Annotated in this window: 24 protein-coding genes; 9 read left to right on the forward strand and 15 right to left on the reverse strand. The window is 74.8% G+C overall.

Annotation, left to right across the window (positions count from 1 at the left end; all coding sequences use genetic code 11):
• Positions 1–29 precede the first annotated feature (29 nt).
• Entirely contained in the window at positions 30–1,322 is a 1,293-nt protein-coding gene (gene mdo / locus WCD58_RS08735; RefSeq protein ID WP_337701675.1) for an NDMA-dependent methanol dehydrogenase, read from the reverse strand.
• A gap of 260 nt (positions 1,323–1,582) precedes the next feature.
• Here mdo and WCD58_RS08740 point away from each other — a divergent pair, with 260 nt between their 5' ends.
• Complete coding sequence (locus WCD58_RS08740; protein WP_337701677.1) at positions 1,583–2,290, forward strand: SDR family NAD(P)-dependent oxidoreductase; 708 nt, start codon at positions 1,583–1,585, stop codon at positions 2,288–2,290.
• Positions 2,291–2,366: 76 nt separating this feature from the next.
• Here the strand turns inward: WCD58_RS08740 and WCD58_RS08745 are convergent, their stop codons facing one another.
• Positions 2,367–2,732: a GntR family transcriptional regulator gene (locus WCD58_RS08745; protein WP_337701679.1), complete on the reverse strand. Its 366-nt coding sequence runs from the start codon at positions 2,730–2,732 to the stop codon at positions 2,367–2,369.
• On the reverse strand, positions 2,729–3,319 hold the full coding sequence (locus tag WCD58_RS08750) for an acyl-CoA-like ligand-binding transcription factor (RefSeq protein ID WP_337701682.1): 591 nt from the start codon (positions 3,317–3,319) through the stop codon (positions 2,729–2,731). The genes WCD58_RS08745 and WCD58_RS08750 overlap by 4 nt, the downstream gene beginning before the upstream one ends.
• A gap of 142 nt (positions 3,320–3,461) precedes the next feature.
• Between WCD58_RS08750 and mftA the strand changes: the two genes are divergently transcribed.
• The 5 genes from mftA (at position 3,462) to WCD58_RS08775 (ending at position 6,473) form a co-directional block, all read left to right on the forward strand.
• Positions 3,462–3,536, forward strand: coding sequence for a mycofactocin precursor MftA (gene mftA / locus WCD58_RS08755; RefSeq protein WP_274283867.1), 75 nt, complete (start codon positions 3,462–3,464; stop codon positions 3,534–3,536).
• 35 nt (positions 3,537–3,571) lie between these two features.
• Positions 3,572–3,889: a mycofactocin biosynthesis chaperone MftB gene (mftB, locus tag WCD58_RS08760; RefSeq protein ID WP_337702036.1), complete on the forward strand. Its 318-nt coding sequence runs from the start codon at positions 3,572–3,574 to the stop codon at positions 3,887–3,889.
• Entirely contained in the window at positions 3,886–5,103 is a 1,218-nt protein-coding gene (mftC, locus tag WCD58_RS08765; RefSeq protein ID WP_337701684.1) for a mycofactocin radical SAM maturase, read from the forward strand. Before mftB ends, mftC begins: the two co-directional genes overlap by 4 nt.
• A gap of 112 nt (positions 5,104–5,215) precedes the next feature.
• Positions 5,216–6,049, forward strand: a complete 834-nt coding sequence (locus tag WCD58_RS08770; RefSeq protein ID WP_337701686.1) for an alpha/beta fold hydrolase — start codon at positions 5,216–5,218, stop codon at positions 6,047–6,049.
• Positions 6,050–6,146: 97 nt separating this feature from the next.
• On the forward strand, positions 6,147–6,473 hold the full coding sequence (locus WCD58_RS08775) for a hypothetical protein (RefSeq protein ID WP_337701688.1): 327 nt from the start codon (positions 6,147–6,149) through the stop codon (positions 6,471–6,473).
• Positions 6,474–6,475: 2 nt separating this feature from the next.
• On the opposite strand, the gene WCD58_RS08780 is transcribed toward WCD58_RS08775, so the two are convergent.
• A complete protein-coding gene (locus WCD58_RS08780) occupies positions 6,476–7,069 on the reverse strand; it encodes a hypothetical protein (protein WP_337701691.1) in 594 nt (197 codons plus the stop codon).
• A 215-nt stretch (positions 7,070–7,284) separates the two neighbouring features.
• Here WCD58_RS08780 and WCD58_RS08785 point away from each other — a divergent pair, with 215 nt between their 5' ends.
• Positions 7,285–8,304 carry a class I fructose-bisphosphate aldolase gene (locus tag WCD58_RS08785; protein WP_337701693.1) on the forward strand — a complete coding sequence of 340 codons (1,020 nt, stop codon included), beginning with the start codon at positions 7,285–7,287 and terminating at the stop codon, positions 8,302–8,304.
• A gap of 3 nt (positions 8,305–8,307) precedes the next feature.
• On the opposite strand, the gene WCD58_RS08790 is transcribed toward WCD58_RS08785, so the two are convergent.
• The 6 genes from WCD58_RS08790 to WCD58_RS08815 are packed head-to-tail and all read right to left on the reverse strand — an operon-like array spanning position 8,308 to position 14,078.
• Positions 8,308–9,183 carry a LysR family transcriptional regulator gene (locus WCD58_RS08790; protein ID WP_337701695.1) on the reverse strand — a complete coding sequence of 292 codons (876 nt, stop codon included), beginning with the start codon at positions 9,181–9,183 and terminating at the stop codon, positions 8,308–8,310.
• 60 nt (positions 9,184–9,243) lie between these two features.
• On the reverse strand, positions 9,244–10,239 hold the full coding sequence (locus tag WCD58_RS08795; protein ID WP_337701697.1) for an AAA family ATPase: 996 nt from the start codon (positions 10,237–10,239) through the stop codon (positions 9,244–9,246).
• Entirely contained in the window at positions 10,226–10,687 is a 462-nt protein-coding gene (locus tag WCD58_RS08800) for a ribulose bisphosphate carboxylase small subunit (RefSeq protein WP_337701700.1), read from the reverse strand. The genes WCD58_RS08795 and WCD58_RS08800 overlap by 14 nt, the downstream gene beginning before the upstream one ends.
• A 10-nt stretch (positions 10,688–10,697) precedes the next feature.
• The gene (locus tag WCD58_RS08805) at positions 10,698–12,122 is read right to left on the reverse strand and encodes a form I ribulose bisphosphate carboxylase large subunit (protein ID WP_337701702.1); all 1,425 of its coding nucleotides are present in this window, start codon (positions 12,120–12,122) and stop codon (positions 10,698–10,700) included.
• Positions 12,123–12,157: 35 nt separating this feature from the next.
• A complete protein-coding gene (locus WCD58_RS08810; RefSeq protein ID WP_337701704.1) occupies positions 12,158–13,387 on the reverse strand; it encodes a GAF domain-containing sensor histidine kinase in 1,230 nt (409 codons plus the stop codon).
• Positions 13,388–13,415: 28 nt separating this feature from the next.
• The gene (locus tag WCD58_RS08815) at positions 13,416–14,078 is read right to left on the reverse strand and encodes a response regulator (protein ID WP_337701707.1); all 663 of its coding nucleotides are present in this window, start codon (positions 14,076–14,078) and stop codon (positions 13,416–13,418) included.
• Between the two features lie 114 nt (positions 14,079–14,192).
• On the opposite strand from WCD58_RS08815, the gene WCD58_RS08820 reads away from it, so the two are divergent.
• Both WCD58_RS08820 and WCD58_RS08825 read left to right on the forward strand, forming a co-directional pair.
• Entirely contained in the window at positions 14,193–15,149 is a 957-nt protein-coding gene (locus WCD58_RS08820; RefSeq protein ID WP_337701709.1) for a phosphoribulokinase, read from the forward strand.
• Positions 15,146–15,889 carry an HAD-IA family hydrolase gene (locus WCD58_RS08825; protein ID WP_337701711.1) on the forward strand — a complete coding sequence of 248 codons (744 nt, stop codon included), beginning with the start codon at positions 15,146–15,148 and terminating at the stop codon, positions 15,887–15,889. Before WCD58_RS08820 ends, WCD58_RS08825 begins: the two co-directional genes overlap by 4 nt.
• A gap of 124 nt (positions 15,890–16,013) precedes the next feature.
• On the opposite strand, the gene WCD58_RS08830 is transcribed toward WCD58_RS08825, so the two are convergent.
• The 5 genes from WCD58_RS08830 to WCD58_RS08850 all read right to left on the reverse strand — a co-directional run bounded on the left by WCD58_RS08830 (position 16,014) and on the right by WCD58_RS08850 (position 24,783).
• Positions 16,014–17,504: an Hsp70 family protein gene (locus tag WCD58_RS08830; protein ID WP_337701713.1), complete on the reverse strand. Its 1,491-nt coding sequence runs from the start codon at positions 17,502–17,504 to the stop codon at positions 16,014–16,016.
• Positions 17,505–17,612: 108 nt separating this feature from the next.
• Positions 17,613–18,833 carry a heparan-alpha-glucosaminide N-acetyltransferase domain-containing protein gene (locus tag WCD58_RS08835; RefSeq protein WP_337701714.1) on the reverse strand — a complete coding sequence of 407 codons (1,221 nt, stop codon included), beginning with the start codon at positions 18,831–18,833 and terminating at the stop codon, positions 17,613–17,615.
• A gap of 9 nt (positions 18,834–18,842) precedes the next feature.
• Positions 18,843–20,186 carry a M1 family aminopeptidase gene (locus WCD58_RS08840; protein ID WP_337701716.1) on the reverse strand — a complete coding sequence of 448 codons (1,344 nt, stop codon included), beginning with the start codon at positions 20,184–20,186 and terminating at the stop codon, positions 18,843–18,845.
• A complete protein-coding gene (locus tag WCD58_RS08845; protein ID WP_337701718.1) occupies positions 20,186–20,800 on the reverse strand; it encodes a BPL-N domain-containing protein in 615 nt (204 codons plus the stop codon). The genes WCD58_RS08840 and WCD58_RS08845 overlap by 1 nt, the downstream gene beginning before the upstream one ends.
• Positions 20,797–24,783, reverse strand: coding sequence for a Pls/PosA family non-ribosomal peptide synthetase (locus WCD58_RS08850; RefSeq protein ID WP_337701720.1), 3,987 nt, complete (start codon positions 24,781–24,783; stop codon positions 20,797–20,799). Before WCD58_RS08850 ends, WCD58_RS08845 begins: the two co-directional genes overlap by 4 nt.
• Positions 24,784–24,963 lie beyond the last annotated feature (180 nt).

Consider the following 24,963-nt stretch of genomic DNA (forward strand, 5'->3'; position numbering starts at 1 on the left):
GCCGGCCGCACCGGGCACCGGGGTGGCGATCAGCTGAGCAGGTCGTCCAGGTCGCCGTTGAGGCAGTGGTCGACCACGGGGCGCACGGTCGTGAACGTGCACTCCTTGGGGTTGCCCGGGGTGCAGGCGTCACCGAGGACGTGGTTGGTGATGCGGTCCACGTCGGCGTCGTTGCCCGTGATGGTCTTCTCGTTCTCGTAGAACTTCGTCGGGCCCTGGCCCAGACGGTTCTTCGAGTACGAGTCCTGGGTGACGTCGGTGAACTTCTCCGGGATGCCCACGTCGCGCAGCAGACGGATGGACGCGGCGAGCGCGGCCTCCGCGGCCTGGACGTCGGTCATGTGCGTGGTGTCCACGCCCATGGCCTCGGCGATCCGGGCGAAGCGCTTGTAGGCGACCGGCATGTTGAACGCCCACACGCGGGGGAGCGCGATGGCGTTGTTCAGGCCGTGGTGGGTGTCGTAGAAGGCCGACACCGCGTGCGAGATCGAGTGGATGATCCCGAGGCCGCCGGAGTTGAACGCCTGGGCGGCGATGTACTGCGCGTACATCATGCCCTCGCGGCCGGGGAGGTCCTGGCCGTTCCAGACCGCCTCGCGCAGGTTCTGCGCGGTGAGCTCGATGGCGCGGATCGCGTTGCCGAGGCTCGGCTCGAAGTTCAGCCGCGAGACGTAGGGCTCCGAGGCGTGCGCGAGGACGTCGAACCCGCACTGGGCGGTGAAGTCGATCGGGCAGTCGAAGTAGAGCACCGGGTCGTCGATGGCCAGCGTGGTCACCGAGGCGTCGTCGAACGCGACGTACTTGTGCGGGTTGTTCGGGTCCGTCGTGGTGTCGGTGATGACGTAGGCCCAGGAGGTCTCCGAGCCCGTGCCGGCCGTGGTCGACACCGCGATGTGCGGCGGGTTCTTCGGGTTCTCGGACTTGTTGAAGCCCTCGAACTCGTTGACGTTGCGGCCGTCGTGCGCGACCGAGACGCGGGCACCCTTGCAGGCGTCGTGCGAGGAGCCGCCGCCGATGGACACGAAGCTGTCACAGGAGTTCTCCTGGTACAGCTTCACGGCGTCCATGGAGTTGTAGTCCTTGGGGTTGGACTCGACCTTGTCGTAGATGACGGTGTCGATCCCGTGGTACTTCATGGACTCGCTGATCTTGTGGACGATGTCCGTGCCGCGCAGGCCGGACGTCATGATCAGGGTCTTCTTGAATCCGAGCTTCAGCGCCTCCGGCCCGATCATCTCGTGCGAGCCGGGCCCGAGGAGCGCCCGGGGGAACGGGTGGAACTCCTTGATCGGGAAGGGCTTGAGCAGCTCGTCAACCTGCATGGCAGTCCTCTCGTCCGGGGTCGGTCCGGGAGCCCTGCCCAGCAGGCGGGCCCCTCGCGATCCGGCGCGACGCTAAGGGTGGCCCCGGTCACGGGGACAGAGGCACGCGGTGATCCCGACCACGGCGACGGTGCCCGTCCTGGACCTTCGGACAGGTTCCGGGCCTGCCCTCTCGACGGCGTTGTGGCCAGCAGGTTGTTGCCATTCATACGCGACAAGCGCGGTGGGTGGAAGGGGCGGCGGTGGGGAACCTCGGTCCGGTGGCAGAGGACTTGTCCGGGCGCACCGCGCTCGTCACCGGGGCGAGCCGGGGACTGGGCCGGGCCGTCGCCGCGGGGCTGGCGTCCGCGGGGGCCACGGTGGTGGGGATGGCGCGGGACGCGTCGGCCCTCGCCGAGGCCTGCGACGCGTTCGGTGGCCGGGCCCTCGCGCACGACCTCGCCGACGTCGACGGGATCGCCGCCCGCGTCGACGGGCTCGAGGTGGACGTGCTGGTCAACGCGGCCGCGGTGATGAGCTCCCCGCGCTCGAAGACCCTCGACGCGTCGCTCGCGGAGTGGCGGGACGTGCGCGCGGTCGACCTCGACGCGCCCTTCGCCCTGCTCTCGGCCCTGGTGCCGGGGATGGCGCGCCGGCGGTGGGGTCGCGTGATCAACCTGAGCGCGTGCCTCGGGCGGATGTCGGGTCCGGGCACGGCCGGCGGGCTCGCGCCCTACCGCGTCGCGAAGGCGGGTCTCAACGCCCTGACGCGCAACCTCGCCCACGAGCTCGCCCTCGGTCGGCGGGGCGTGCTCGTCGACGCCACCTGCCCCGGGCACTGCCGCACCGACATGGGCGGGCCGGACGCGCCCCGGTCCATCGACCAGGGCGCGGACACGGCGATCTGGCTCGCGTGCCGGGCCTCGACGCCGTCGGACCCGGCGCCCACCGGGCGGTTGTGGGAGGACCGGACCGAGGTGCCCTGGTAGCGGGGTGGTGGAGCGAGGGCGTCCCTGGGTGCCTGGGAGGCAGCGAGGGAGTCCCTCGCTCGCCGCCGGTCCGGGGCTACGAGTCGGCCAGGGCCGCGCGGGCGAGGTCGAGGGCGCGTTCGCGGGAGACGCCGAGCTCCGTGACCCGGCGCGCGTACTCGGCGGCGAGCTCGCGAGCCGGGTCGGTGGCGGTGTCGCCGCCGACGACGAACGTGCCGAGGCGCCCGCGGGTCTCGACGACGCCGGCGGCCTCGAGCTCGCGGTAGGCGCGGGCGACGGTGCCGGGCGCGAGGTTCAGGTCCCCGGCCAGGCGCCGCACGGCGGGCAGGCGGGTGTGCGGGGCGAGCGCGCCGGTGCGGGCGAGCTCGGTGACCCGCGCGCGCAGCTGCTCGTAGGGCGGGTCGGTCGAGTCGGGGTCGAGGTCGATGAGGTCCGTGCTCACCGCGGCGCGAACCCCCGCGACAGGGCGTCGAACGCCTCCTCGACCAGCGCGCCGAGCGCGTCGGCGTCGGCCTCGGGGCGGTCGTGCCAGGCGCTGAACACCGCGCGCATCGACGCCACCACCGCCCGGCCGAAGACCTGCGCGCGCAGCGACCCGGCGTCGTCGTCCCACCGGCGGGCGGCGTCGGCGGCGAGGGCCTGCTCCCAGTCGCGGTAGCGGACCGTGGCCCGCGCGGCGAGCTCCGGCACCTCCTCGATGAGCCCGAGGCGCCGGCGCAGCGCGGGCAGCTCGGCGTCGGCGTAGTGGTTCACGGCGAGGAAGGCGGCGCGGGCGGCGGCGATCGGGTCGCCGCCCGGCTCGTCGGCGAGCACCGCGACCAGCGCCGCCAGCCCGTCGTCCAGCTCGCCGAGGACGACGTCGAGCTTGGTGGGGAAGTACCGGAAGAACGTCCGCCGGCCGACGCCGCCGGCCACCGCGAGCTCGTCGACGGTGGTCTCGTCGAACCCCTGCGACGCGAACAGCTCCAGGGCGACGTTCTCGAGGCGCTGCGCGACCGGCACCGTGCGCGCGCTTCTCGTCGTCGGCACGCCGCCCATCCTCTACCACGGGGAGGGGCACGTCGTCCCCCCTGTCCGGAGGGGTGTATCCCACCCGGACCGGGCCTGGCGGTGGCACCGAGTGCCGCTTAGCGTTCCCTCCGCCCGAGGCACCCCTGGTGAGGAGGACGCGATGGAGGAGCAGGAGCTGGTCGAGGAGACCCTCGTCGAAGAGGTCTCGATCGACGGTATGTGCGGCGTCTACTGATGCCGACGACGGCGGCGGGGGCGGGACCGCAGGGCATGCACCGAGGTGCCTCCCCCGCCGGCGTCGACGGTTTCTCGCCCGACGTGCCCTACGCCATCTCCGGATCGGTGTCGGTGCGTCCGGAGACCTTCGGCGCCCTCGTGTACGACTTCCACACGCGGCGGCTGTCGTTCCTCAAGACCCGGCTCCTGGTCCGGGTCGTGGAGACGCTCGCCGACCACCCCGACGTCCACGGCGCCCTCGAGGCGGCCGAGGTTCCTGCACACCAGCGGGAGCAGTACCTCAAGGCCCTCGCCGGCCTCGCGAAGGCGGGCACGATCCAGCTCCGCCGACAGGGGGACACCACACCATGAAGCTCGTCGAGCACTTCGTCGAAGGCCTGACCTCACCGATCTGCCTGACCTGGGAGCTCACCTACGCCTGCAACCTGTCCTGCGTGCACTGCCTGTCGAGCTCCGGTCGTCGCGACCCGAACGAGCTGTCGACCGACGAGGCCAAGGCCGTCATCGACGAGCTGCAGCGCATGCAGGTCTTCTACGTCAACATCGGCGGGGGCGAGCCGACGGTCCGCAGCGACTTCTGGGAGCTGCTGGACTACGCGATCGCCCACGACGTCGGCGTCAAGTTCTCCACCAACGGCGTCAAGTTGGACAAGGCGCGCGCCGCCCAGCTCGCGGCGACCGACTACGTCGACGTCCAGATCTCCCTCGACGGCGCGACGGCCGAGGTCAACGACCACGTCCGCGGCCCCGGCTCGTACGACACCGCGATCCGGGCGATGGAGAACCTGCACGAGGCGGGCTTCGGCCAGTTCAAGATCAGCGTCGTCGTGACCCGCCACAACGTCGACCAGCTCGACGAGTTCAAGGCGATCGCCGACCGGTACGGCGCCCAGCTGCGCATCACCCGCTTCCGTCCCAGCGGCCGCGGCGCCGACTCGTGGGACGAGCTGCACCCGACCCGCGAGCAGCAGCGCCAGCTCTACGACTGGCTCGTCGCCCGCGGCGAGGACGTCCTCACCGGCGACTCGTTCTTCCACCTCTCCGCGTTCGGCGAGGAGCTGCCCGGGCTCAACCTGTGCGGCGCCGGGCGCGTCGTGTGCCTGATCGACCCGGTCGGCGACGTCTACGCCTGCCCGTTCGCCATCCACGACCAGTTCCTCGCCGGCAACGTCCGGTCCGAGGGCGGGTTCCGGACGGTGTGGCAGGACAGCGAGCTGTTCGCCGAGCTGCGCGGGCCGCAGTCGGGCGGGGCGTGCACCAAGTGCTCGCACTACGACGCCTGCCAGGGCGGCTGCATGGCGGCGAAGTTCTTCACCGGCCTGCCCCTCGACGGTCCCGACCCCGAGTGCGTGCTCGGCAACGGCGAGCGCGAGCTGGCGAAGCTGGAGATGGACACCGTCATCCCCAAGCCGTCGCTCGACCACTCGCACCGCACCAGTCCCCGCGAGAGGGCCGGGGGGCCGGTGCCGCTGACGCTGTCGGTGCGGCGGCCGGACCGTGCGTGCGACTCCGACCCCCTCGCCGGGGAGGGCACGCGCCTTCCCGCGGGTATCCGCGTCGGCTGAATTCTCCCCCGGTGCCGCGGGCGATCCTCGCGGCACCGGGGTGACCGCCGCCGGCGTACGCAGTTCCCGCCCGGACGCGATCGGCGGCTCTCCTGGGCGCCACGCTGCTCCGATGGCGACGATCGCGGTGAACGGCACGACCCTCTACTACGAGCTGCGCGGTGACGGTCCGCCGGTCGTGTTCATCTCCGGTGCACCGGGTGACGCGGGGTTCTGGACGGAGATCGGCGATCTCCTCGCGGACGAGTTCACGGTGCTGAGCTACGACCGCCGAGGGACCTCGCGCAGTCCGCGGCCGGAGAACCCGACCGCGACGACCATGGACGAGCAGGCCGACGACACCGCGGCGCTGCTCGAGGCGCTGGACCTCGCGCCCGCGGTGGCGTACGGGCACAGCGGCGGCGGGGTCATCCTGACGAGCCTCGCGATGCGCCGCCCCGGGGTGCTGCGCGGCGCGGTCTTCCACGAGCCGGCCTACTTCACGGTCACCGCGGCCGGCCGGGAGGTGCTCGACGGGCTCCAGGGGCTCGTCAGCGACGCCATGGCACGCGGGGGGCCGCGACTGACCATGGAGCTGTTCCTGCGCTGGGCCGACGGCAACGAGGTCTACGAGGCGCTCGACCCGGAGTTCCGCGCCCGGATGCTCGACGACGGCGAAGCCTCGTTCGCCGAGATGGAACCGATGCTGAGCTACCTGCCCACGCCCGACCAGCTCGGCCGGATCGCCGTGCCCGCCGTCGTGCTCGCCGGTGCCGACAACCGCGACCCGGCCGCGAACCTGCACTGCATGTACGGGGCGGCGCAGTGGGTCGCCGAGGGGCTGGGAGCGCCGCTGGTCGAGACGCCCGGGGCGCATCTCCCGCAGGCCACCCACCTGCCCGAGTACGCGGAGATCGTGCGCCCGCTGCTCGCGCGGCTCGCGGCGTCGTCCCCGGTCGCGACCTGACTCCGATCCGCGGAGCCCGCTGCGCCTTGTGCGGAGACAGGTCGGGCCGGACGTACCCACTTCCGATCCGGTTCCATGATCAGCTCGTTCACCGGACATGACCGGGTCATCACCGTCCGCGCCCGAGCCGGAACCCCTCGCCGCCCTGCCGCTGCTCGCGGAGGCGGGCGTCAGCGTCTACTGGGTCCCGCTCGACGGGCGGACGGCGTGGGTCGCCGACGTCGACAGCCGGCAGGTGTGGATCTCGCGGTCGGTGCCGCGGGAGGGACTGCTGCACTGCCTCGTCGAGGCGCTCTCCGTGATCGACGAGGGCGGCACCCCGGCGGACCCGCCCGGGCCGGGGCTGCGGCTGGTCCACGACAGCGACGGGGTCGAGGAGACGCCGGCGGCCCGGCCGGCGCTGCGGGTGCTCCGCGAGGGCTGAGGTCAGTCCGACGAGCTGCTCGACGAGGATCCGGAGTCGCTGCTCGACGATCCGGAGTCGCTGGACGACGAGGAACCGGAGTCGCCCGACGAGCCCCCGTCGCTCCACGACCCGGAGTCCGACCAGCTGCCGTGGTCGTGGTGACCGCCGTGGTGATGGTCGTGGTGGCTGTGATGGCCGTGGTGACCGTGGTGGTGCTCGTCGTGGTGGCCGTACTCCCACGTCGGGTCGGGCCACGGCCCGGGTCCGCCCCACGGACCACCGACGTGTCCGAAGCGTCCGGACGGCCCGGGTCCTCCGGACACGCGGTACCCGCCGGGTCCCGCGCCGGCCATGACCGACCGTGCCGAGCCGAGCATCGCCGCGCGGAAGCGGGAGCGGACGAGGTTGAGCGCCGCGAGCACGGTGAGCATGGTGGCGACGACGAACGCCAGCACCGCGGCGACGAACCAGCCGGTCGGGATCGAGGTCACCGACACCACGGCCGTGACGAAGGCGAGGACCGCGACGGCCTCGACGACGATCGCGACGGCGAGCAGGAGCCCGGCCCGTCCGGATCCGCCCCCTGGTGACGCTCCGTCGAACGGGAAGCTCATGAGCGAGGAGTATTACCCCGTTCGCCGTGACTGACAAGACGCTGAGTAGTCATCGCCGCGCGGGCATTCTCCGTGCGAGCGTGTGGCGATACGGACGCCGGACGTCAGCGGTGGCCCACCGCTGACGGTTCCCCCGCCCGCTCCACCGCGCAGGGGACGCCGCGTCGCTCCCGGGTTCCTAGCGTCGGGGTCACCCGAACGCCGAGGAGACCGCCGTGACCACGACCGCCACGACGCCGAGCACGACCACCACGCCCAGCACCGACGACCTCCGCGCCACCGCCGCGCGCCTCGTCGCCGGCGGCCGCGGGATCCTCGCCGCCGACGAGAGCCCGCGGACGATGTCGCGGCGCCTCGAGGACGCGGGCGTCGCGCCGACCGAGGAGCACCGCCGCGCCTACCGCGAGCTGCTCCTGGGCGCCGACGACCTCGCCGACGGCGTCAGCGGCGTCATCCTCTGCGACGAGACGCTGCGCCAGCACCTCGCCGACGGCCGCCCGTTCCCGGCCGCGCTCGAGGACGCCGGGATCCAGACCGGCATCAAGGTCGACACCGGCACCGTGCCCCTCGCCCGCGGCGAGGACGGCGAGACGCTGACCGAGGGCCTCGACGGCCTCGCCGGCCGGGTCGCCGAGTACGTCGCGCTCGGCGCGGAGTTCGCGAAGTGGCGCGCGGTGCTCCCGCTCGGCGCGGGCCGCCCGTCGCCCCGCGCCCTCCAGACCAACGCGGACGCCCTCGCGACCTACGCGCGCGTCTGCCAGGACGGCGGCCTGGTGCCCGTCGTCGAGCCCGAGATCCTCAGCGCGGGCGGGCACCGGATCGAGGTCTGCGCCGCCGCGACCGCCCGGACCCTGGCCACCCTGTCCCGCGCCCTGGACCGCGCCGGCGTCGACCCGGCGGCGATGGTGCTCAAGCCGAACATGGTCACCGCCGGCGAGGGCGCACGGCAGACCGCGGGACCCGACGAGGTCGCGCGCGCCACCGTCGACACCCTGCGCGCGACCATGCCCGACGAGCTCGCGGGCGTCGCGTTCCTCTCCGGCGGCCAGCCCTCGGCGATCGCCGCCGCGAACCTCGCCGCGATCCGCCGCCGCGGCGGGCCGTGGGCGCTGACCTTCTCGTTCGGCCGGGCGCTCGTGTCGCCGGCGCTGCTCGCGTGGCGCGGGGACCCGGCGGCGCAGGACGCGGGCCGGGCGGCGCTGCGCCGCGAGGTCACCCGGGCCGTGGCGGCCTGACGGTCACACCCGGCGCCACCCGAGCTCCTCGTCGGCCAGCAGGTGGCGGACGAGGAGCTCGGTGCTGGCGGTCGCGTCGGGGTGGGTCACGACGTGCCACGGGCGCGCGATCGGCACCCCCGGCATCGCCAGCTCCACCAGCGCGCCCTCGGCGAGCAGCCGCGCCACCCCCTCGCGCGCCACGAGCGTCACCCCCAGGCCCGAGCGGGCGGCGGCGATCGTCGCGCCGTGCGAGCCCATCACCATGCGCGGCGGGTCGCCGGGCAGGTCCTCGAGCAGCGCGGTGAGCGTGGCGCGGATGCCCGAACCGCGCTCGCGCAGCAGCCAGGTGGCGATCGCCGGGTCGAAGCCGTCGGCGGCGTCGGGGGTGCCGACGACGGTGAGGGTGTTCTCGCGGCGGGCGCGGACCCGCGCGTCGATGTCGCCCGGCGGGCTGCCCGCGACGACGACGTCGAGCTCGTGGTGGCGCAGCATCGACCAGACCGCGGCGCTGGGGGAGACCTCGACCCCGACGCCGACGTGCGGGTGGCGGGCGCGGAACGACGCGAGCAGCGCGGGCAGCAGGTGCTCGCCGGCGGTGGTGACGGCGCCGAGGCGCACGTGGCCGTGCTCCGGGTCGGCCTCGCCCCGCGCGGCGGTCGTGGCCTCGTCGAGCAGCCCGAGGATGCGCCGGGCGTAGTCGGCGTAGCGGGCGCCGGCCGGGGTCAGGCGCACGCCGCGGCCCTCCTTCTCCAGGAGAGCGACGCCCACCTCGTCGGCCAGCGCGCGCACGGCGGCGGACACGGTGGACTCGGTGACCACCAGCGCCGCCGCCGCCCCGCGCACCGACCCCTGGTCGGCGAGCGCGACGAACGCCCGCAGGCGCGCGGTGGTGGTCACCCGCCGAACCTATGTGAGCGCTTTCCCGCCCTATAGGGCAGGAAAGCGCTCACATGGGACTCAGCTGCGGTGGCCGCCGGCGAAGACGCGGCTGGCGCGCAGGTCGGCGGCCTGGAGGGTGGTGAGGTCGGCGAGGCCGATCGCGCCGCCGCCCTCGGAGAGCCGGCGCGCCTGGCGCATGCGGGCGCGGTCCAGCGCGTTGCGCACGCTGCGGGCGCCCGCGAACCACTCCTGCTCGCGGCGCAGCGCGAGGTACTCCCGCAAGGCCTCGTGCGCCTCGGCCGAGAACCCCAGCCCCTGCTCGGCGACCATCCCCTCGGCGATCGTCACCAGCTCGTCGGCGGTGAAGTCCGGGAAGTCCACGTGGTGCGCGATCCGGCTCTGCATCCCCGGGTTGGCCTCGAAGAACGTCGCCATCCGGTCGCTGTAGCCCGCGAGCACGACGACCAGGTCGTCACGGTGCTCCTCCATCGCCTGCAGCAGGATCTCGATGGCCTCGCCGCCGTAGTCGCGCTCGTTGCCGGGCCGGTGGAGGTAGTACGCCTCGTCGACGAACAGCACGCCGCCGCGCGCCTTGCCGACGATCTCCTTCGTCTTCGGCGCGGTGTGCCCGACGTACTGGCCGACGAGGTCGTCGCGCGTGGCGGTGACGAGGTGCCCGCGCCGCAGGTAGCCGAGGCCCCGGAGCAGGTCCCCGATCCGCTGCGCCACGGTCGTCTTGCCCGTGCCCGGATTGCCGGTGAAGCACATGTGCAGCGTCGGGCGGTCGGTGGCGACGCCGAAGCGCTCGCGGATCCGGTCGACGACCAGCAGCGCCGCCAGCTCCCGCAGCCGCTCCTTGACCGGCGCGAGCCCGACCAGCTCGCGGTCGAGGGCGTCGAGGACGTCGTCGACACCCGCCTCCCGGCGGACGGCGTCGAGGTCGACGACGGCGTCGGGAGCGAGGGTCGTGTCGGACTCCTTCGACGCGGGCTCCGGCGCGACGGCCGGGCGGGAGGCCCGCCCGCCCGTCGCGAAGGAGACGCGGCCGTTCGCTGAGTTCTCAGTGGTGACCATTGCCGTTCCCCCGGGCCGACGGCACCGCGGGCGCGTAGCGCGAGCCCGACGGCCGCTCGGTGGCGTAGGAGTGGATCGAGTAGTGCATCCGCCGGTCGACGCCCTCCTGGCGGTCGAGGCGGAAGCCGGGCTCCTCGCTCGGCCGGTTGACGATGAACGACAGGGCCACGGTCTGCCGGCCCAGCGAGGCGTCGTAGGCGTTGACGCGCACGTAGTGCTCGGGGTGCTCGTCGCGGCAGGCGCGCACCTCGTCGAGCACCGCGGCCGGGTCGGCGAGGTCGAACAGCGGCAGGCCCCACATCTCCCAGTAGGTGTTGCGGGGGTGCGGGTCGTCGGTGAACTCCACCGAGCATGGCCAGCCGTGCTCGAGCGCGTAGGCGATCTGCGCGGTGATCTCGTCGTCGGTCAGGTCGGGCAGGAACGAGAACGTCCCCTGGGTGATGCGCATGACCAGCTCCTCAGGCGGGCGTCGGGGTGGCGTCGACGGTGTCGGTGGACGCGTAGTCGAAGGTGACGTCGCCCCAGGTCGACAGCGCCATGTCCAGCGGCTTGTTGCGCTTCGCGGCGTCGCGGAGGATCTCCGGGCCCTCGGCGAGGTAGTCCCTGCCCTCGTTGCGCGCCTTGATCATCGACTCGACGGCGACGCGGTTGGCCTCGGCGCCCGAGGCGATGCCCATCGGGTGGCCGATGGTGCCGCCGCCGAACTGCAGGACGGTGTCCTCACCGAGGTGGTGCAGCAGCTGGTGCATCTGGCCGGCGTGGATGCCGCCGGACGCGACGGGCATCGTCGCGGGCATCGACACCCAGTCCTGCTCGAAGTAGAGGCCCTTCGACGGGTCGGCGTCGTAGCGGCCCTTGCGGAGCACGTCGTAGAACCCGTGGACCGACGCCGGGTCGCCCTCGAGCTTGCCGACGACGGTGCCGGCGTGGATGTGGTCGACACCCGCGAGCCGCATCCACTTGGAGATCACGCGGAAGCTCACGCCGTGGTTCTTCTGGCGTGTGTAGGTCGCGTGGCCCGCGCGGTGCAGGTGCAGGATCACGCCGTTGCGCCGCGCCCACTTCGCCAGCGACTGGATCGCGGTGTAGCCGACGGTCAGGTCGACCATGACGATGACGCTGCCGAGGTCCTTGGCGAACTCGGCGCGCTCGTAGATGTCCTCCATGTCCGCGGCGGTGACGTTGAGGTAGTGGCCCTTGACCTCGCCGGTCTCGGCCTGGGCCTTGTTCACCGCCTCCATGCAGGCGAGGAAGCGGTCGCGCCAGCGCATGAACGGCTGCGAGTTGATGTTCTCGTCGTCCTTGGTGAAGTCCAGCCCGCCGCGCAGGGCCTCGTAGACGACGCGGCCGTAGTTGCGCGACGACAGCCCCAGCTTGGGCTTCGTGGTGGCGCCGAGCAGCGGGCGGCCGAACTTGTTGATGTACTCCCGCTCGGTCACGATCCCGTGCGCCGGCCCCTGGAACGTCTTGACGTAGTGCGCCGGGATGCGCATGTCCTCCAGGCGCAGGGCCTTGAGCGGCTTGAAGCCGAAGACGTTGCCGATGATGGAGCTGGTCAGGTTCGCGATCGACCCCTCCTCGAAGAGGTCGAGGTCGTAGGCGATGTAGGCGATCCACTGCCCCTCGACACCGGGGACGGGCTCCACCCGGTAGCACTTCGCCTGGTAGTGCTCGAAGGTCGTGAGCCGGTCGGTCCAGACGACGGTCCACGTCGCGGTACTGGACTCCCCGGCGACCGCGGCGCCCGCCTCTTCGGGGGGCACGCCGTCCTGCGGCGTCACGCGGAACGCGCAGAGCAGGTCGGTGTCCTTCGGTTCGTAGTCGGGCTGCCAGTACCCCATCTCCGCGTAGGGGATGACGCCCGCACTCCATCGATCGGCCATGGCACGAGGGTGCGGCCCGACCGTGCGCAGGACAATCAAGTGTTCTCGGCGGACTCTTCGCTGTTCGGTTGAGTGTTCGGTTGGCTGTCGAGGGGGACGGTGACGGTGACCGTGGTCCCCGTGCCGGGTCGCGAGATCACGCGCACGGTGCCCCCGACCAGCTCCGCGCGCTCGCGCACCGACGCCAGGCCGTAGCCGCGGCTTCGGGTCGCGGGGTCGAACCCCACGCCGTCGTCGGCGAGCACGAGATGGGCCGCGTCGTCGGCGACGTCGAGGCGCACCTCGACCTCCTCGGCGCCGGCATGCTTGAGGACGTTCTGCAGGGTCTCCTGGGCGATCCGGTACAGCGCGACCTCGACGTGCTCGGGCAGCCGGCGGTCGTCGAGGTCGAGGACGACGTGCACGTCGGGCAGCCCGCGCGCCAGCGCGGCGAGGGCACCGGCGAGCCCGAGGTCGTCGAGCACCGGCGGGCGCAGCGCCCCGATCGCCGCGCGGGCCTCGTCGAGGGTGGTGAGGACGAGGTCGCACGCGGTGGTGAGGTCGGTCCGCGCGGCCTGCCCCTCGGACCGGTCGAGGAACGTGCGCACGGCGTCGAGGTGGAACGACAGCGTGACCAGCCGCTGGGAGATGCCGTCGTGGATGTCGCGCGCCAGCCGCTGCCGCTCCGCCTCCTGCGCGGCCACCATCTGCTCGGCGAACCGCCCGTGCGCCTCCTCGCGGGCCGCGAGCCGCCGGTGCATCCGCGCCTGGTGCACCGCGCCCGCGACCAGCCGCCCGATCGTGCGCAGCACGCGCACGTCGCGGTCGTCGAACTCGCGCCGGGCGACGGTGTGCACGTTGAGCACCCCGACCAGCCCGGCCGGCTCGCTCTCCATCGGCACCGACACCATCGACGTGTACTGCTCGCCGCGCAGCCCCGGGATCGCGACGTAGCGCGGGTCGTCCTGCTTGTCGGCGGGGATCACGACGGGCTCGCGGTGGCTCGCGACCCAGCCCGTCACGCCCGTCCCGAGCGGCAGCCGCACCGTGCCGACCTGGGCGTCGAAGGGCGGCGTCGCGCCGGCGAGGGTGAGCGAGGGCTCGGTGTCGTCGAGGACGTGCACGAAGCAGACGTCGGTGGCCGTGGCCTCGGTGATGACGCGCGCGACGGCGGCGGCGAGCGGCTCGACGCCCGGCCCGCTCGTGGCGGCCTCGATGATCGCGAGCAGGACGGCGTTCTCGCGCTCGGGGTCGGCGAGGCCGAGGCCCCGGGGGGCCGGATTCATGGTCCAGCTCCGCTGCGCTTCGTGTCCGTCACCGGAACACCCCCTCCCGCAGCGCCGCGGCGACGGCTGCCGTGCGGTCGGGCACGTCGAGCTTGCGCAGCAGCGCCCGCACGTGGCTCTTCACCGTCTCGTCGCCGATGACGAGCTGCGCGGCGATCGCCCGGTTGCTGTGCCCGGCGACGAGCAGCGCGAGCACCTCGCTCTCGCGCTGGGTCAGCCCGAGGTGCGCGCCCGGCCAGAACTCGTCGCGCTCGAGGCGGGCCGCCGACGCCGCCGCGCGGCCGGCCATCGTCACGTCGACGACCGTCGTGCCCGACGCCGCGAGCTCCAGGTGGCGCACGAGCTCCTCGCCGCCGATGTGCTTGAGCAGGTAGCCGGCCGCGCCGGCCCGCAGTGCCTGGTAGAGGTACTGCTCGTCGTCGTAGACGCTCAGCAGCACCACCTTCTGGCCGGGGGCGCGCTCGGCGAGGCTGCGGCACAGGTCGAGGCCGCTGTCGCCGCGCAGGCGCACGTCGCAGAGCACGATGTCGGGGGCGAGCGACACGGCGACGTCGAGGGCCTCGCGGGCGGTGTTGGCGCTGCCCACCACCCGGACCCGCCCGGCGAACGGCGCGAGCATCGCCTTGAGCCCGGCGACCACCATCTCGTGGTCGTCGACGAGGACCACGCGCAGCGGTGCGGTCGCCGTCATCCTGACCACCCTAGGGACGCTCCGTGGTCCCGTCTCCCCCGTCGGACCCCCCGTGACGGGGGAGCACACGTGGAGTGGCGGTCCCTAGCGTCGCGGTCGAGGAAGGGAGACCTCGTGCCCGACAAGTCCCTGCGCATCCGGCGCGCCGGCGGCTCCGGCCGCGACGCCGTGCCGCCGCGCCGCCCGGTGATGCTCGCGATCGCCGGGGACAGCGCCGCCGGCAAGACGACGATGACCAAGGGGTTGGTGGAGGCCCTCGGCCCCGAGCGGTGCGTCTCACTGTGCACCGACGACTACCACGCCTACGACCGGGAGGAGCGCAAGGAGCTGCCGTTCACCGCGCTCCACCCCGACTGCAACCACCTCGAGATCATGGAGCAGCACCTGCAGCTGCTCGCGACGGGTTCGCCGGTGCTCAAGCCGGTCTACGACCACGGCTCCGGGCAGCTCGTGCGCCCCGAACTGGTTGAGCCCGCCGAGTTCGTCATCGTCGAGGGGCTCTTCCCGCTGTGGAGCAAGCTCTCGCGGGCCTGCTTCGACGTCACCGTCTTCCTCGACCCTCCCGAGGAGATCCGCCGCGGCTGGAAGGTCGCCCGCGACACCAGCAAGCGCGGCTACACCGAGGAGAAGGTGCTCGCCGAGCTGGAGCGTCGCGAGCCCGAGTCCGAGGCGTACATCCGCCCGCAGCGCGCGAACGCCGACCTCGTCGTGCGGTTCGCGCCGATCGAGGGCCGCGACGACCCGCCGGACACGCCGCTCTCGGCGACGATGATGATGCGCCCGACCATCGACCACCCCGACCTCACCGAGGCCCTGCAGCCCGGGCTGTCGCGGGCGATGCACCTCAAACTCGAGCGCGACCCCGACGGGCGGCCGGTCGAGTCGCTGCACGTGCACGGCTACGTGCCGCGCGAGGAGAGCCTCGCCGTGGAGAAGGCGATCTGGACCTCGCTGGGCACGCCCGACACCGAGACCCCGGACTGTCTGGGGCGGTTGGGTGACGCGCGCAGCGAGCCGCTCGCGATCGCCCAGCTCCTGCTGCTCTACCACCTGACGGACGCCGCGCGGTGACGCTCCCGGAGGCGGTCGTCTTCGACGTCGACGGCACCCTCGCGGACACCGAGCGCGACGGGCACCGGATCGCGTTCAACGACGCGTTCGCGGCGCACCGTCTCGACCTGTGCTGGGACGTCGACCGCTACGGGGAACTCCTCACGATCACCGGCGGGCGGCGGCGCGTGGCGGCTGCGCTGCGGGAGCGGGGTGTCGAGGACCCCGACGCCGTGGCGACGGCGGTGCACCGCACCAAGACCGCGCTGTTCACCGAGGTGGTGCGGCGCGGGGAGATCGGGCCGCGCCCGGGGCTGCCGGCGCTCGTCGACGACCTGCGCGCCCACGGGGTGCGGATCGCGGTCGCGACGACGGGCCGGCGGTCGTGGGTGGAGCCGCTGCTCTCCCACCTGCTCGGCGAGGGCACCGCCGAGGTCGTGGTGTGCGGCGACGACGTGGCGGCGCTCAAGCCGGACCCGGAGGCCTACCGGCTCGCGCTCGCCCGCCTCGACGTGGACGCCGCGCGGGTCGTGGCGATCGAGGACTCGGCCCCCGGGCTGGCCGCGGCGCTGGCGGCGGGGCTGGCGACGGTGGTGGTGACCAACGACTACACCGCCGACCACGACCTCACCGGCGCCGCGATCGTCCGCGAGGCCTTCGACACCCCGACCCCGCTGACCGCGGCCGAACTGGGCACCGCCCTCGTCCGCACCCCCGCGTCCGCGCCTGGTGAGGATGTTCCAGCGTGGCGGCCACGCTGACGTCCGACGTCAGTTTCTCCACCAGCTCGACGTGATCACGGCCCCGTCGAGATCGTGGGGGCTTTCCTGACGTTCAACGTCAGCGTGGCCGCCACGCTGACACAGCCGCGGTCACCAGCACCGGTCACCAGGACTGGCTGGTGCCGGGGGTGGTGTCGGTGCCGCCCGGGGTCGTGCCGGTGTCGCCGCCCGGGGTGGTGCCGGTGTCGTCGCCGCCGTGGTCCGAGTCGTCGTGGTCGTCGTCGTTGTGTGAGCCGCTGCTCGAGCTGCCCGGCCGGTGGTCGGACGAGCTCGACGAGCCCGAGCTCTGCTGCGGGCGCGCGGCGCGGGTGGTCTCGCGGGTCCGCGGGGTCGCGCGCTCGGTGGCGGAGGACCGGGTGGACGGGGCGGTGACGGCGGCCGTCTCCGGGGTCGCGGGCGCCGGCTCGCTGGTGGTGGTCTCGGCGACCGCGACGGGCGCGGGCGGCGGGGCGACCGCGGGCGACTCGGCCGCCGCCGGGGACACGGCCCCGAACAGCGCGATCGCGCCGCCACCCAGCGCGCCGATCGCGATCGCGCCGGCGGCCAGGGCGACCGCCAGGCCGTGGCGCCGGGAGCGCTTCGGCGCCGGGGCCGCGAGCCGCGGGGCGGCGAGCGGGGCGGCGAGGGGGCCGGACACCGGCGGGCCCACGGGGCCGGTCACCGGGTCCTGCGCGGAGGCGGCGGCGGGGCGCGGGTGCGCCGCCCGGGGCGAGGTCAGGCCGGGCGCGAAGGACGCGAGCCCGGTCATGACGTCGGTGACGGTGCGCCGGCCGGCGACCATCGCCGCGCCGACGGCGACCGCGTGCTCGGGCTCGACACCGGTGGTGACGGGGCGCCCGATCTCGCCGCCGAGCGCCGCGGCCGCCGACCCCATCCGGGTCGAGCGGCCCACGAGCAGCACGCCGTCGAGGTCGGCGGGCGCGACGTGCGCGCTCGCGAGGGTGCGCTTCAGGAGGTCGGCGATCACCCGGTCGCTCGGCTCCGCGTCCTCCTCGTGCGGCTTGGCCTCGGGCGTGCCGATGACGGTGAACCGGCCCGCCCGGTGGCGCAGCACCGCGGTGTCGACGCTGCCGACGCCGAGCTCGACGACCGCGACGGTCGCGCCGTCGGCGAGCGTGCGCCCGGCGGCGTACTCGGTGGCGGCCGCCTCCGCGGTGGACGCGAACCCGACCTGGCCCAGCCCGAGCGACCCGGCGACCGCGCCGAACGCCTCGAGCTCCGCGGGGCCCCATGTGGCGGGGTGGGTCAGCACGACGCCCTCGGGCGCGCCGCCCTCGCGCTCGGCGACGACGTCGACGACCCGCCGCAGCAGGACGCCGAGCAGCGCGCCCGCCGCGAAGGGGGAGCCGTCGAGGACGAACGGGTGCGGGTCGGTGAGGCGGGGGCGGATGCCGCGGGCGACGCGGGTGGGCTCGTCAACGGCCCGCGCCACGGCGGCGTCGCCGACGAGCGGGGCGCCCTCGGCGGGCCACAGCAGGACCGACGGCATCGCCGCGCTGTGCTCGCCCAAGGGGACGACGCCGGCCCAAGGGGCGCGGTGCACGGCGGCGGTGGTGATGGTGGCGCCGAGGTCGACACCGAGCTGGTAGGTCATCGTCGTCTCCTCCGGCGGGCTCCTGCTGATGTGATGATCAGCGTGCTCGCCGGAAGCCGGAGGAGGAGTAGGGAAGACCCGACCCGGCGCGGGGCGGACCCGCCGAAATCAGGTGGGAGTCACCCATCGGGCCGCCCGCGCGCCCGCCGCCGACGCGAGCGTCTCCAGCGGCCCGCGCCCGGCGCTGGCCCGCCACGCGAGCCCGAGCAGCAGCACCGCGACGACCTGGACGACGTAGCCGGGCACCGGGTCGTACACGTCGACCGGCGAGTTCAGGAACAGCAGGTGCAGCGTGTAGAAGGTCAGCGTCATCGCCCCGGCCGCGGCCAGGGGGGCGCGCACGACGGTCAGCGCGGTCCGCGCCGCCGGGCGCCGGACCCGGTCGAGCAGCAGCATCACCCCGAGCACGGCGAGCGCGATGCCCGTCGTGCGCGCGAGGTCGAGCGGGGTCGACGAGTGCGGGCTGTCGACGGCGAGCCACCACCACGTCGTGGTCGGCGTCGTGCCGTCGGGGCCGACGGTGAGCATCTCGCGCAGCTCCTGCGGCTCCAGGGCGGTCGACGCCTCGCTGATCCGCGCGAGCCCGCCGCCGGGTCCGAGCAGCAGCGCCGACGTCCCCGCGGCCGCCGCCGCGAGCGCCGTGCCGCCGCCGGCGAGCCCGGCCGCGAGCCGGGGCGAGCGCAGGCGTGCCCGCCCGACCGCGAGGCCGGCCGCGAGGTACGGGATCCAGGACAGCGCCGGGTAGGAGCCGGTGAGGAAGAGCTCGCGGACGAGCTCGAGCGGGTCGGTGACCAGCCACGACAGGGACGGGTTGTCCAGCGCCGGCGGCGGCAGGTGGCCGCGCACGAGCTGGCTCAGCACCGGGATCCCGGCCGCCCCCGCGACGGCGACGGCGACCAGCGCCCGGGTCGGGAGCAGCACCAGCGGGATCGCCAGCAGGAACAGCGCCGCGTAGTAGACGAGGATGACGGTCGCGACCTCGGGGTCGGTGAGGCTCCCGACGAGCAGCCCGAGCAGCCCGATCACCGCGGCCCGGGCCGTCAGCGAGGCCGCCGCGCGCCGGGCGTCCACCGCGCCGCGCACCCGCGCGCGGCCGGTGAGGAACGCGATGCCCACGCCGGCCAGCACCGCGAACAGCGCCGCGGCGTTGCCGGTGGCGATCGTGCCGACCCACGTCTCCTCGCCGCGCGCGTCGGTGAGGTACAGCGCGTGCACGGCCATCATCCCGAGCAGCGCGACACCGCGGGCGGCGTCGACGCCGAGCACGCGTCCCGTGTCCTCGGGGGGTGGCGCGGCGTGCCGGGGGCCGGTCTGCAGGGTGGCGGTCATGGTCCCTCCTCAGGTCGGCGGCAGCGCCCCGGCGCGGGTGAGTGCGTCGGTCACCGCGGGCAGCCCGGCGAAGGCGCGGGCGACGTCGTCGGGGGTCGCGACGCCGTGGGCGTTCGCGGCCAGGTAGGCGCGCAGGGCGTCGTCGAACGCGTCGGCGCCGGCGCGCTCGCGGGCGGCGAGCAGCACCGCGGCGCCCTGGGTGTAGACGCCGGTGTTGTAGGGCCCGAAGCCGCGCTCGGCCCACGCCGCCATGGGCAGGCCCAGGTCGGCGCGCCCGTCGTCGACGACGTAGTCCCGCTCGGCACCGGTGACGCGCGCCGCCGCATAGGTCGCGAAGGCCTCGTCGAGCCAGGGGTGGCGGCCCTGGTCGTTGCCGACGAGCCCGTAGAACCACTGGTGGGCGAGCTCGTGGGCGACGAGCTCGGGCAGCTCGCCGGGGGCGGTGTCGCCGAACTGCAGCGCGCCCGGGTACTCGATCCCCGAGGACTGCGACGGCGCGATCGCCACCCACAGGTCGTCGTGCGGCACCGGGCCGAGGAGCTCCTCGAGGCGCCCGAGCGCGCCGTCGATCTCGCCGGCCCAGCGCTCCGGGGCGACGCGGGTGCCGGTGACGGGCGTGAGCAGGTGCAGCCGGGTGCCGTCGGACAGGTCGCGCTCGAGCATCCGGTAGGCGCCGACCGCGACGCTGACGTCCCGGACGCCGTCGGCGCGGAACGTGTGCGTGGCGGTGCCGGGGCGCGCGCCGGGCACGACGCTGTCGGGACGGCCCACCCCGGACACCGCGGCCCCCTCGGGGGCGGTGACGCGCAGCGCGTCGAGGCGGAACTCCTCGCTGACGGCGGTCTCGCCGGGGATGCGCACGGCGTCGTCGCGGACCCAGCCCTGCCCGCGCACCCACGCGAGCAGCGGGAAGCCGGAGCCGAACCAGGCCGTGCCCGCCGACGTCCCGAGACGCTCGTCGGCGTCCGCACCGAGGCGCAGGGTGAACCCGAGGTCGGCGCGCACGGTCGTGCCCGCCTCGACGCACGCCGGCAGCGGCAGCTCGACGAGCGTCCCGGCGGCGCGGACGACCGGCGTGATCGGGCGCCCGTCCACCGCGGCGTCGGTGACCTCCAGCGCGTTGCCCTCCGACGCCGGCGACGGCGCGTTCGGCCAGCTCCGGAACACCAGCTCGCACACCCGCCGGTCGGGCGTGAACGTCACGGCCTCGCGACCGGTGGCGCCGCGCAGGTCCGGCGCGACGTCGTAGCTCAGGTCGACCGACGGGCGCTGCGGCCACGGCGCGGCCTCGGCGGGCGGGGTCGCGCAGCCGGCGAGGACGAGCACGAGGGCGAGGAGGACCAGGCGCCGCATCAGGCGGCGCTCGCGACCAGGTCACGCGCCAGGTCTCGGGCGTCGGGCGCCACCGGCAGCCCGGCGTCGGTGAACCAGTCGGGCGTCGCCTCGGGATGGGGCCCGACCACGCCGACGCGGCCGTCGCCGTACGGGGCGACGACGGCCGCCGGGGAGCCGTCGGCGTAGCGGGCGAGCACGTCGGCGCGGTCGTCGACCAGCAGCGCCGCCGGGTCCTGTGCGAACACCGCGCGGCGCTCGCCGCGCCAGTCGACCTCGATCACCGTGTCGTCCTCGGTGTCGAGTGCCTGGTCGGTGTCGCCGGGCAGCAGGCCGAAGCCGGGCGTCGCGCCGGCGAGGTAGGCGCCGAGGCAGAACCCGACGTAGCGCCCGCCGCCCGCGACGAACCCGCGGACCGCGCGCCGGTGCCGGCGCATCCGGCGCCAGCCCTGGCGCAGCGTGCCGCCCCCGGGCTGGGCGTAGAGCGTCGCGCCGGCGAGCACGTCCCCGGTGAGCGCGAGGTCCTCTTGCGGCCCGACGTAGCGCACGTCGAACCCCGACCCGTCCAGCACGGACGCGACCGCCTCCGGGCAGCCGGGCAGGCTCGCCGGGCCCCGGTACACCAGCGCCCTCACCGGATCGCCGCCATCGGGATCGTGTCCGGCTCGGTGACCCCGCGGGCCGGGATGCCGCGCCAGCGCCCGCCCTCGCCGAGCTCCTCGCCCTTCATCAGCAGCGAGAGCCGGTCGAGGTCGACGTCGGCGCCGACCGTGGCGTCGTAGAGCACCACCGACCGGGCCCCGACGGTGGCGCCGGGCGCGACGCGGACGGTCGACATCTTCATCACCCGGTCCTCGAAGAGGTGGGTCTGCAGGGAGACCGCGGGCCCGACGGCGGCGTCGTCGCCGATCTCGACGAGGTCGAACTCGGTGAGGTAGGTCGTCGCGATCCAGGTCCGCCGCCCGATGCGCGCGCCGAAGCGGCGCAGGGCGACGGGCAGGAACGGGGTACCGGCGAGCATCCCGAGCAGCGTCGGGACGGCCGCGGCCTCGTAGAGCCCGGTGACGAGCTCGGTCCGGCGGACGAACGGGTCCCACAGCGGCGCGACCCGCGGCCGGTAGGTCCCCGCGACGTGGCGCTTCACCGCGACGACGTAGGCGACGATCGCGATGCTCGCGGCCAGCGCGATCAGCGGCGCGAGAAGCGCGACGGGCAGCAGGTCGCGGCCGCGGGCGACCAGCGAGAGGGCCAGCAGGTAGCCGTAGAGCCCGACGCCGAGCAGCGACGCGGGCAGGCACGCCCGCACGAGCTCGACGGCCAGGCGCTGGCGCACCCGGCGGCGGTCCGGCCGGAAGGTCTCCTGCTCGTCGAAGTCGCCCGAGTCCTGCCGCTGCGGCAGGTGCATCGGCGGCGAGCCGAGCCAGGACGAGTCGTCCGGGACGCCCTCGGGCGGCGGCACCGTGTGCACGCCGACGAGCGACCCGTCGCCGGTCCCGACGCCCGACGGGACGAGCGCGGCGTTGCCGACGAACGCGCGGTCGCCGACCCGTGTCGGGCGCAGCAGCATCCGGCCGTCGGCGTAGGTGGCGGCGCCGACGCTCGCCATGTCGGCGACGAAGCTCTGGTCGCCCAGCGTCAGCAGATCGGGATCGAGGTGCGCGGCGGTCGAGACCTCCGCGCCGCGCCCGACCCGCGCGCCGAGCAGCCGCAGCCACGGCACCGTGTAGAGCGTCGCGTAGAGCGAGTTGGTGAACGCGAGGCTGTAGGCCAGCAGCGCGTCCGCGACCCACTTGCGCAGGCCGAGCGCGCTGCGCACCGGGTGGATGCCGACGGGCGTGCGCCGCAGCACGAGGCGGCGCCCGAGCGCGACGACGGCGCAGACGGTCACGACGAACACGGGACCCGCGAGCAGGGTGGCGACGAGCCCGGCGAGCACGCCCGCCCCGAGCAGCGCACCCCACACGACCAGCACCGAGGGCACGACCATGAGCACGGCCGCGACCTCGAGGCCGACCAGCCCGGCCAGCGCGCCGGGCAGGTGCCGCGGCCGCCAGCCCGGCAGCGGGCCGGCCGAGCGCATGGCGGCGAGGCCGGCGTCCTGCGTCGTGACCTCCTGGGGCGGCGAGCCCGCCCACGTGGCGTCGGCGGGGACGACCTCGTCGCGGCCGAGCGCGGACTGCTCGCCGAGCATCCCGCGCTCCGCGATCCGGCTGCCGGGGGCGAGCACGCTGTTGGCGCCGGCGACCGCGCGCCGTTCGAGGTGGATCGGGCCGACGACGACCCGGCCGTCCTCGACCGCCCACGGGTGCAGCACCGCGCCGTAGCCGACGGCGGCGTCGTCGTCGAGGTGCAGCAGGCGGGGCAGGCTCAGGTCGGTGGCCGCGACGTGCACGCGGCGCCCGACGCGCGCGCCGAGCAGGCGCAGGTAGGGCGCGAGGAACGGTGACCCGGCGAGCACCGGCAGCGGCGCCTGGCGCAGGACGAGGTCGAGCGTCCACAGGCGCAGGTAGGTGACGCCCCACAGGCGGTGGTGGCCCGGGCGGATGCCGGCGGCCAGCGGGCGGGCGAGCAGCACGGGCAGCACCCAGCGCACGCCGAGCCAGGCCGCGGCGCCCGCGACGAGCACCTGGGCGAGCACGGCCGTCGAGACGGTGCCGTCGTTGCTCGTGTACACCCAGCTCAGCGGCAGCGTGACCACGAGCAGCAGCAGGTAGAGCAGCACGGCCTGCGCCGCGCCCGCGGCGGCGATCCGGCGGCCCGTCGTGCGGACGGGTCCCGGGCGGGGTGCGGCCGCGGTGGTCTCGCCGGCCCCGGCGGTCCCGAGGTGGGCGGCGAGCCCGCGGACGGTCGGGTGCGCGTAGAGGTCACGGACGGCCGGACTGCCGCCGATCCCACGCTCGCGCAGCAGCGTGACGGTGGTGGCGGCGAGCAGCGAGTGCCCGCCGAGCGCGTCGAAGAAGTCGGCCTCGACCGAGAGCTCCCGCTCCGGGATGCCGGTGGACTCCGACCAGACCGCGGCGATCCGCTCCTCGAGCTCGCCCTGCGGGGCCACGACCGGTCCGGTGGCCGCGACGAGGCGGCGGCCGGCGGGCGGGGGCAGCTGGGCGCGGTCGACCTTGCCGCTGACCTGCGTCGGCAGGGCGTCGAGGACGTCGAGCGTCGCCGGGATCATGTAGGCGGGCAGACGGTCGCGCAGCAGGTCGGTGAGGCGCGGGGCCAGGGCGTCGGGCGTCGACGTCGTGACCACGTAGGCCGCCAGGTCCTCGTCCTGCAGGGCGACCACCGCGCTGCCGACCTCGGGGTCGGCGAGCAGCACGCTCTCGATCTCGCCGAGGTCGACGCGGTGCCCGCGGACCTTCACCTCGGCGTCCGCGCGGCCCAGGTACTCGACCTCGCCGTCGGCGGTCCAGCGCCCGAGGTCGCCGGTGCGGTACACCGCGGCGCCGGTGGCGGGGTGCGCGACGAACTTCTCGGCGGTCTTCTCCGGCATGCCGACGTAGCCGCGGGCGACCCCGGGCCCGGCCAGTGCGATCTCGCCGACCTCGCCGGCCGCGACCGGCCGGTGGCCGGGGTCGTCGGGGTCGAGGAGCTCGACGCCGTAGGTGGGCAGCGGGCGCCCGATGGTCACCGGCCGGCCCGGGACCAGCTCGCACCAGGTCGCGGTCACGGTGGCCTCGGTGGGGCCGTAGGTGTTGAGCATCCGGCGTCCGGGGCGCGCCCAGCGCTCGACCAGCTCGGCGGGGCAGGCCTCGCCGCCGACGAGGATCGTGCGCAGGCCGGGCAGGTCGCGGGGGAGCGTCGCGAGCAGGGTCGGCACGCAGTACAGGACGCTGATGCTCGCCGCCTCGAGGTGGTCGGCGAGGTCGGCACCGAGGCGGCGCTCGTCGTTCGGGCCGACGACGAGGGTGGCGCCGGCGGCCCAGGTCGGCCAGATCTCCTCGATCGAGAAGTCGAACGAGACCGTCATGCCCTGGTGCACGCGATCGTCGGGGCGGACGTCGTAGACGGTGGTCGCGACGGCGACGAAGTTCGTGATGCTCGACTGCGCGACCTCGACGCCCTTGGGGCGCCCGCTCGAGCCGGACGTGTAGATGACGTACGCGGCGGGGTCGTCGGGGTCGTCGGGGTCGTCGGGGTCGTCCCTGCGCCCGGGCCGGTGTGTCGGGGCGCGGTCGATCTCGGCGGCCTCGGCGTCGAGGGCGAGCTGCGGACGGCCCCGGTCGTCGCTGCTCAGCGCGGCGGAGGTGAGCACCAGGTCGACGTCGGCGTCGGAGAGGACGTAGGCGACGCGGTCGGCGGGCGACTCGGGGTCGACGGGCACGAAGGCCGCGCCCGCCTTGAGGGTGCCGAGCAGGGCGACGTAGGTCTCCGGCGAGCGCTCGAGGAACAGGGCGACGCGGGCGCCGGGGCGCACACCGCGGTCGTGCAGGACGTGCGCGAGCTGGTTCGCCCGGGCGTCGAGGTCGGCGTAGCTCGTCGGCCGTCCCTCGTGCTCGATCGCGGTGGCCTCGGGCGTGACGTCCGCGGTGCGCTCGACGACGTGCTCGAGCCGGGCCTCGGGGACGCGCGGCGGCGAGACGCCGGCCGGGAGCTCCTGGGTGGCGGTGGTGGCGGTCAACTGACGGTGTCCCTCCCCTCGGCCCGCGCTCGTGGGGATCTGCGGCAGGGCCGCCGGGGGCGATACCTCGGCCGCGCCGGCTGCGAAACGCGACCAGAGGGGACCGTCGACCATGTCACAGACGGGTAACGGCACCACGCTGCGTGACGTCGGTGGGCTCTCCGTGACCACCCGTCGCCA

It is taken from the genome of Actinomycetospora flava (genome assembly GCF_037400335.1).
Classification (GTDB): Bacteria; Actinomycetota; Actinomycetes; order Mycobacteriales; family Pseudonocardiaceae; genus Actinomycetospora; species Actinomycetospora flava.

Bases quoted from the DNA above. Each gene is read 5' to 3' on its own strand.
- mdo (WP_337701675.1), bottom strand. From the start codon at position 1,322: ATGCAGGTTGACGAGCTGCTCAAGCCCTTCCCGATCAAGGAGTTCCAC.
- mftB (WP_337702036.1), top strand. From the start codon at position 3,572: ATGCACCGAGGTGCCTCCCCCGCCGGCGTCGACGGTTTCTCGCCCGAC.
- mftC (WP_337701684.1), top strand. From the start codon at position 3,886: ATGAAGCTCGTCGAGCACTTCGTCGAAGGCCTGACCTCACCGATCTGC.
- WCD58_RS08770 (WP_337701686.1), top strand. From the start codon at position 5,216: ATGGCGACGATCGCGGTGAACGGCACGACCCTCTACTACGAGCTGCGC.
- WCD58_RS08775 (WP_337701688.1), top strand. From the start codon at position 6,147: ATGACCGGGTCATCACCGTCCGCGCCCGAGCCGGAACCCCTCGCCGCC.
- WCD58_RS08780 (WP_337701691.1), bottom strand. From the start codon at position 7,069: ATGAGCTTCCCGTTCGACGGAGCGTCACCAGGGGGCGGATCCGGACGG.
- WCD58_RS08795 (WP_337701697.1), bottom strand. From the start codon at position 10,239: ATGGTCACCACTGAGAACTCAGCGAACGGCCGCGTCTCCTTCGCGACG.
- WCD58_RS08800 (WP_337701700.1), bottom strand. From the start codon at position 10,687: ATGCGCATCACCCAGGGGACGTTCTCGTTCCTGCCCGACCTGACCGAC.
- WCD58_RS08805 (WP_337701702.1), bottom strand. From the start codon at position 12,122: ATGGCCGATCGATGGAGTGCGGGCGTCATCCCCTACGCGGAGATGGGG.
- WCD58_RS08810 (WP_337701704.1), bottom strand. From the start codon at position 13,387: ATGAATCCGGCCCCCCGGGGCCTCGGCCTCGCCGACCCCGAGCGCGAG.
- WCD58_RS08815 (WP_337701707.1), bottom strand. From the start codon at position 14,078: ATGACGGCGACCGCACCGCTGCGCGTGGTCCTCGTCGACGACCACGAG.
- WCD58_RS08830 (WP_337701713.1), bottom strand. From the start codon at position 17,504: ATGACCTACCAGCTCGGTGTCGACCTCGGCGCCACCATCACCACCGCC.
- WCD58_RS08835 (WP_337701714.1), bottom strand. From the start codon at position 18,833: ATGACCGCCACCCTGCAGACCGGCCCCCGGCACGCCGCGCCACCCCCC.
- WCD58_RS08840 (WP_337701716.1), bottom strand. From the start codon at position 20,186: ATGCGGCGCCTGGTCCTCCTCGCCCTCGTGCTCGTCCTCGCCGGCTGC.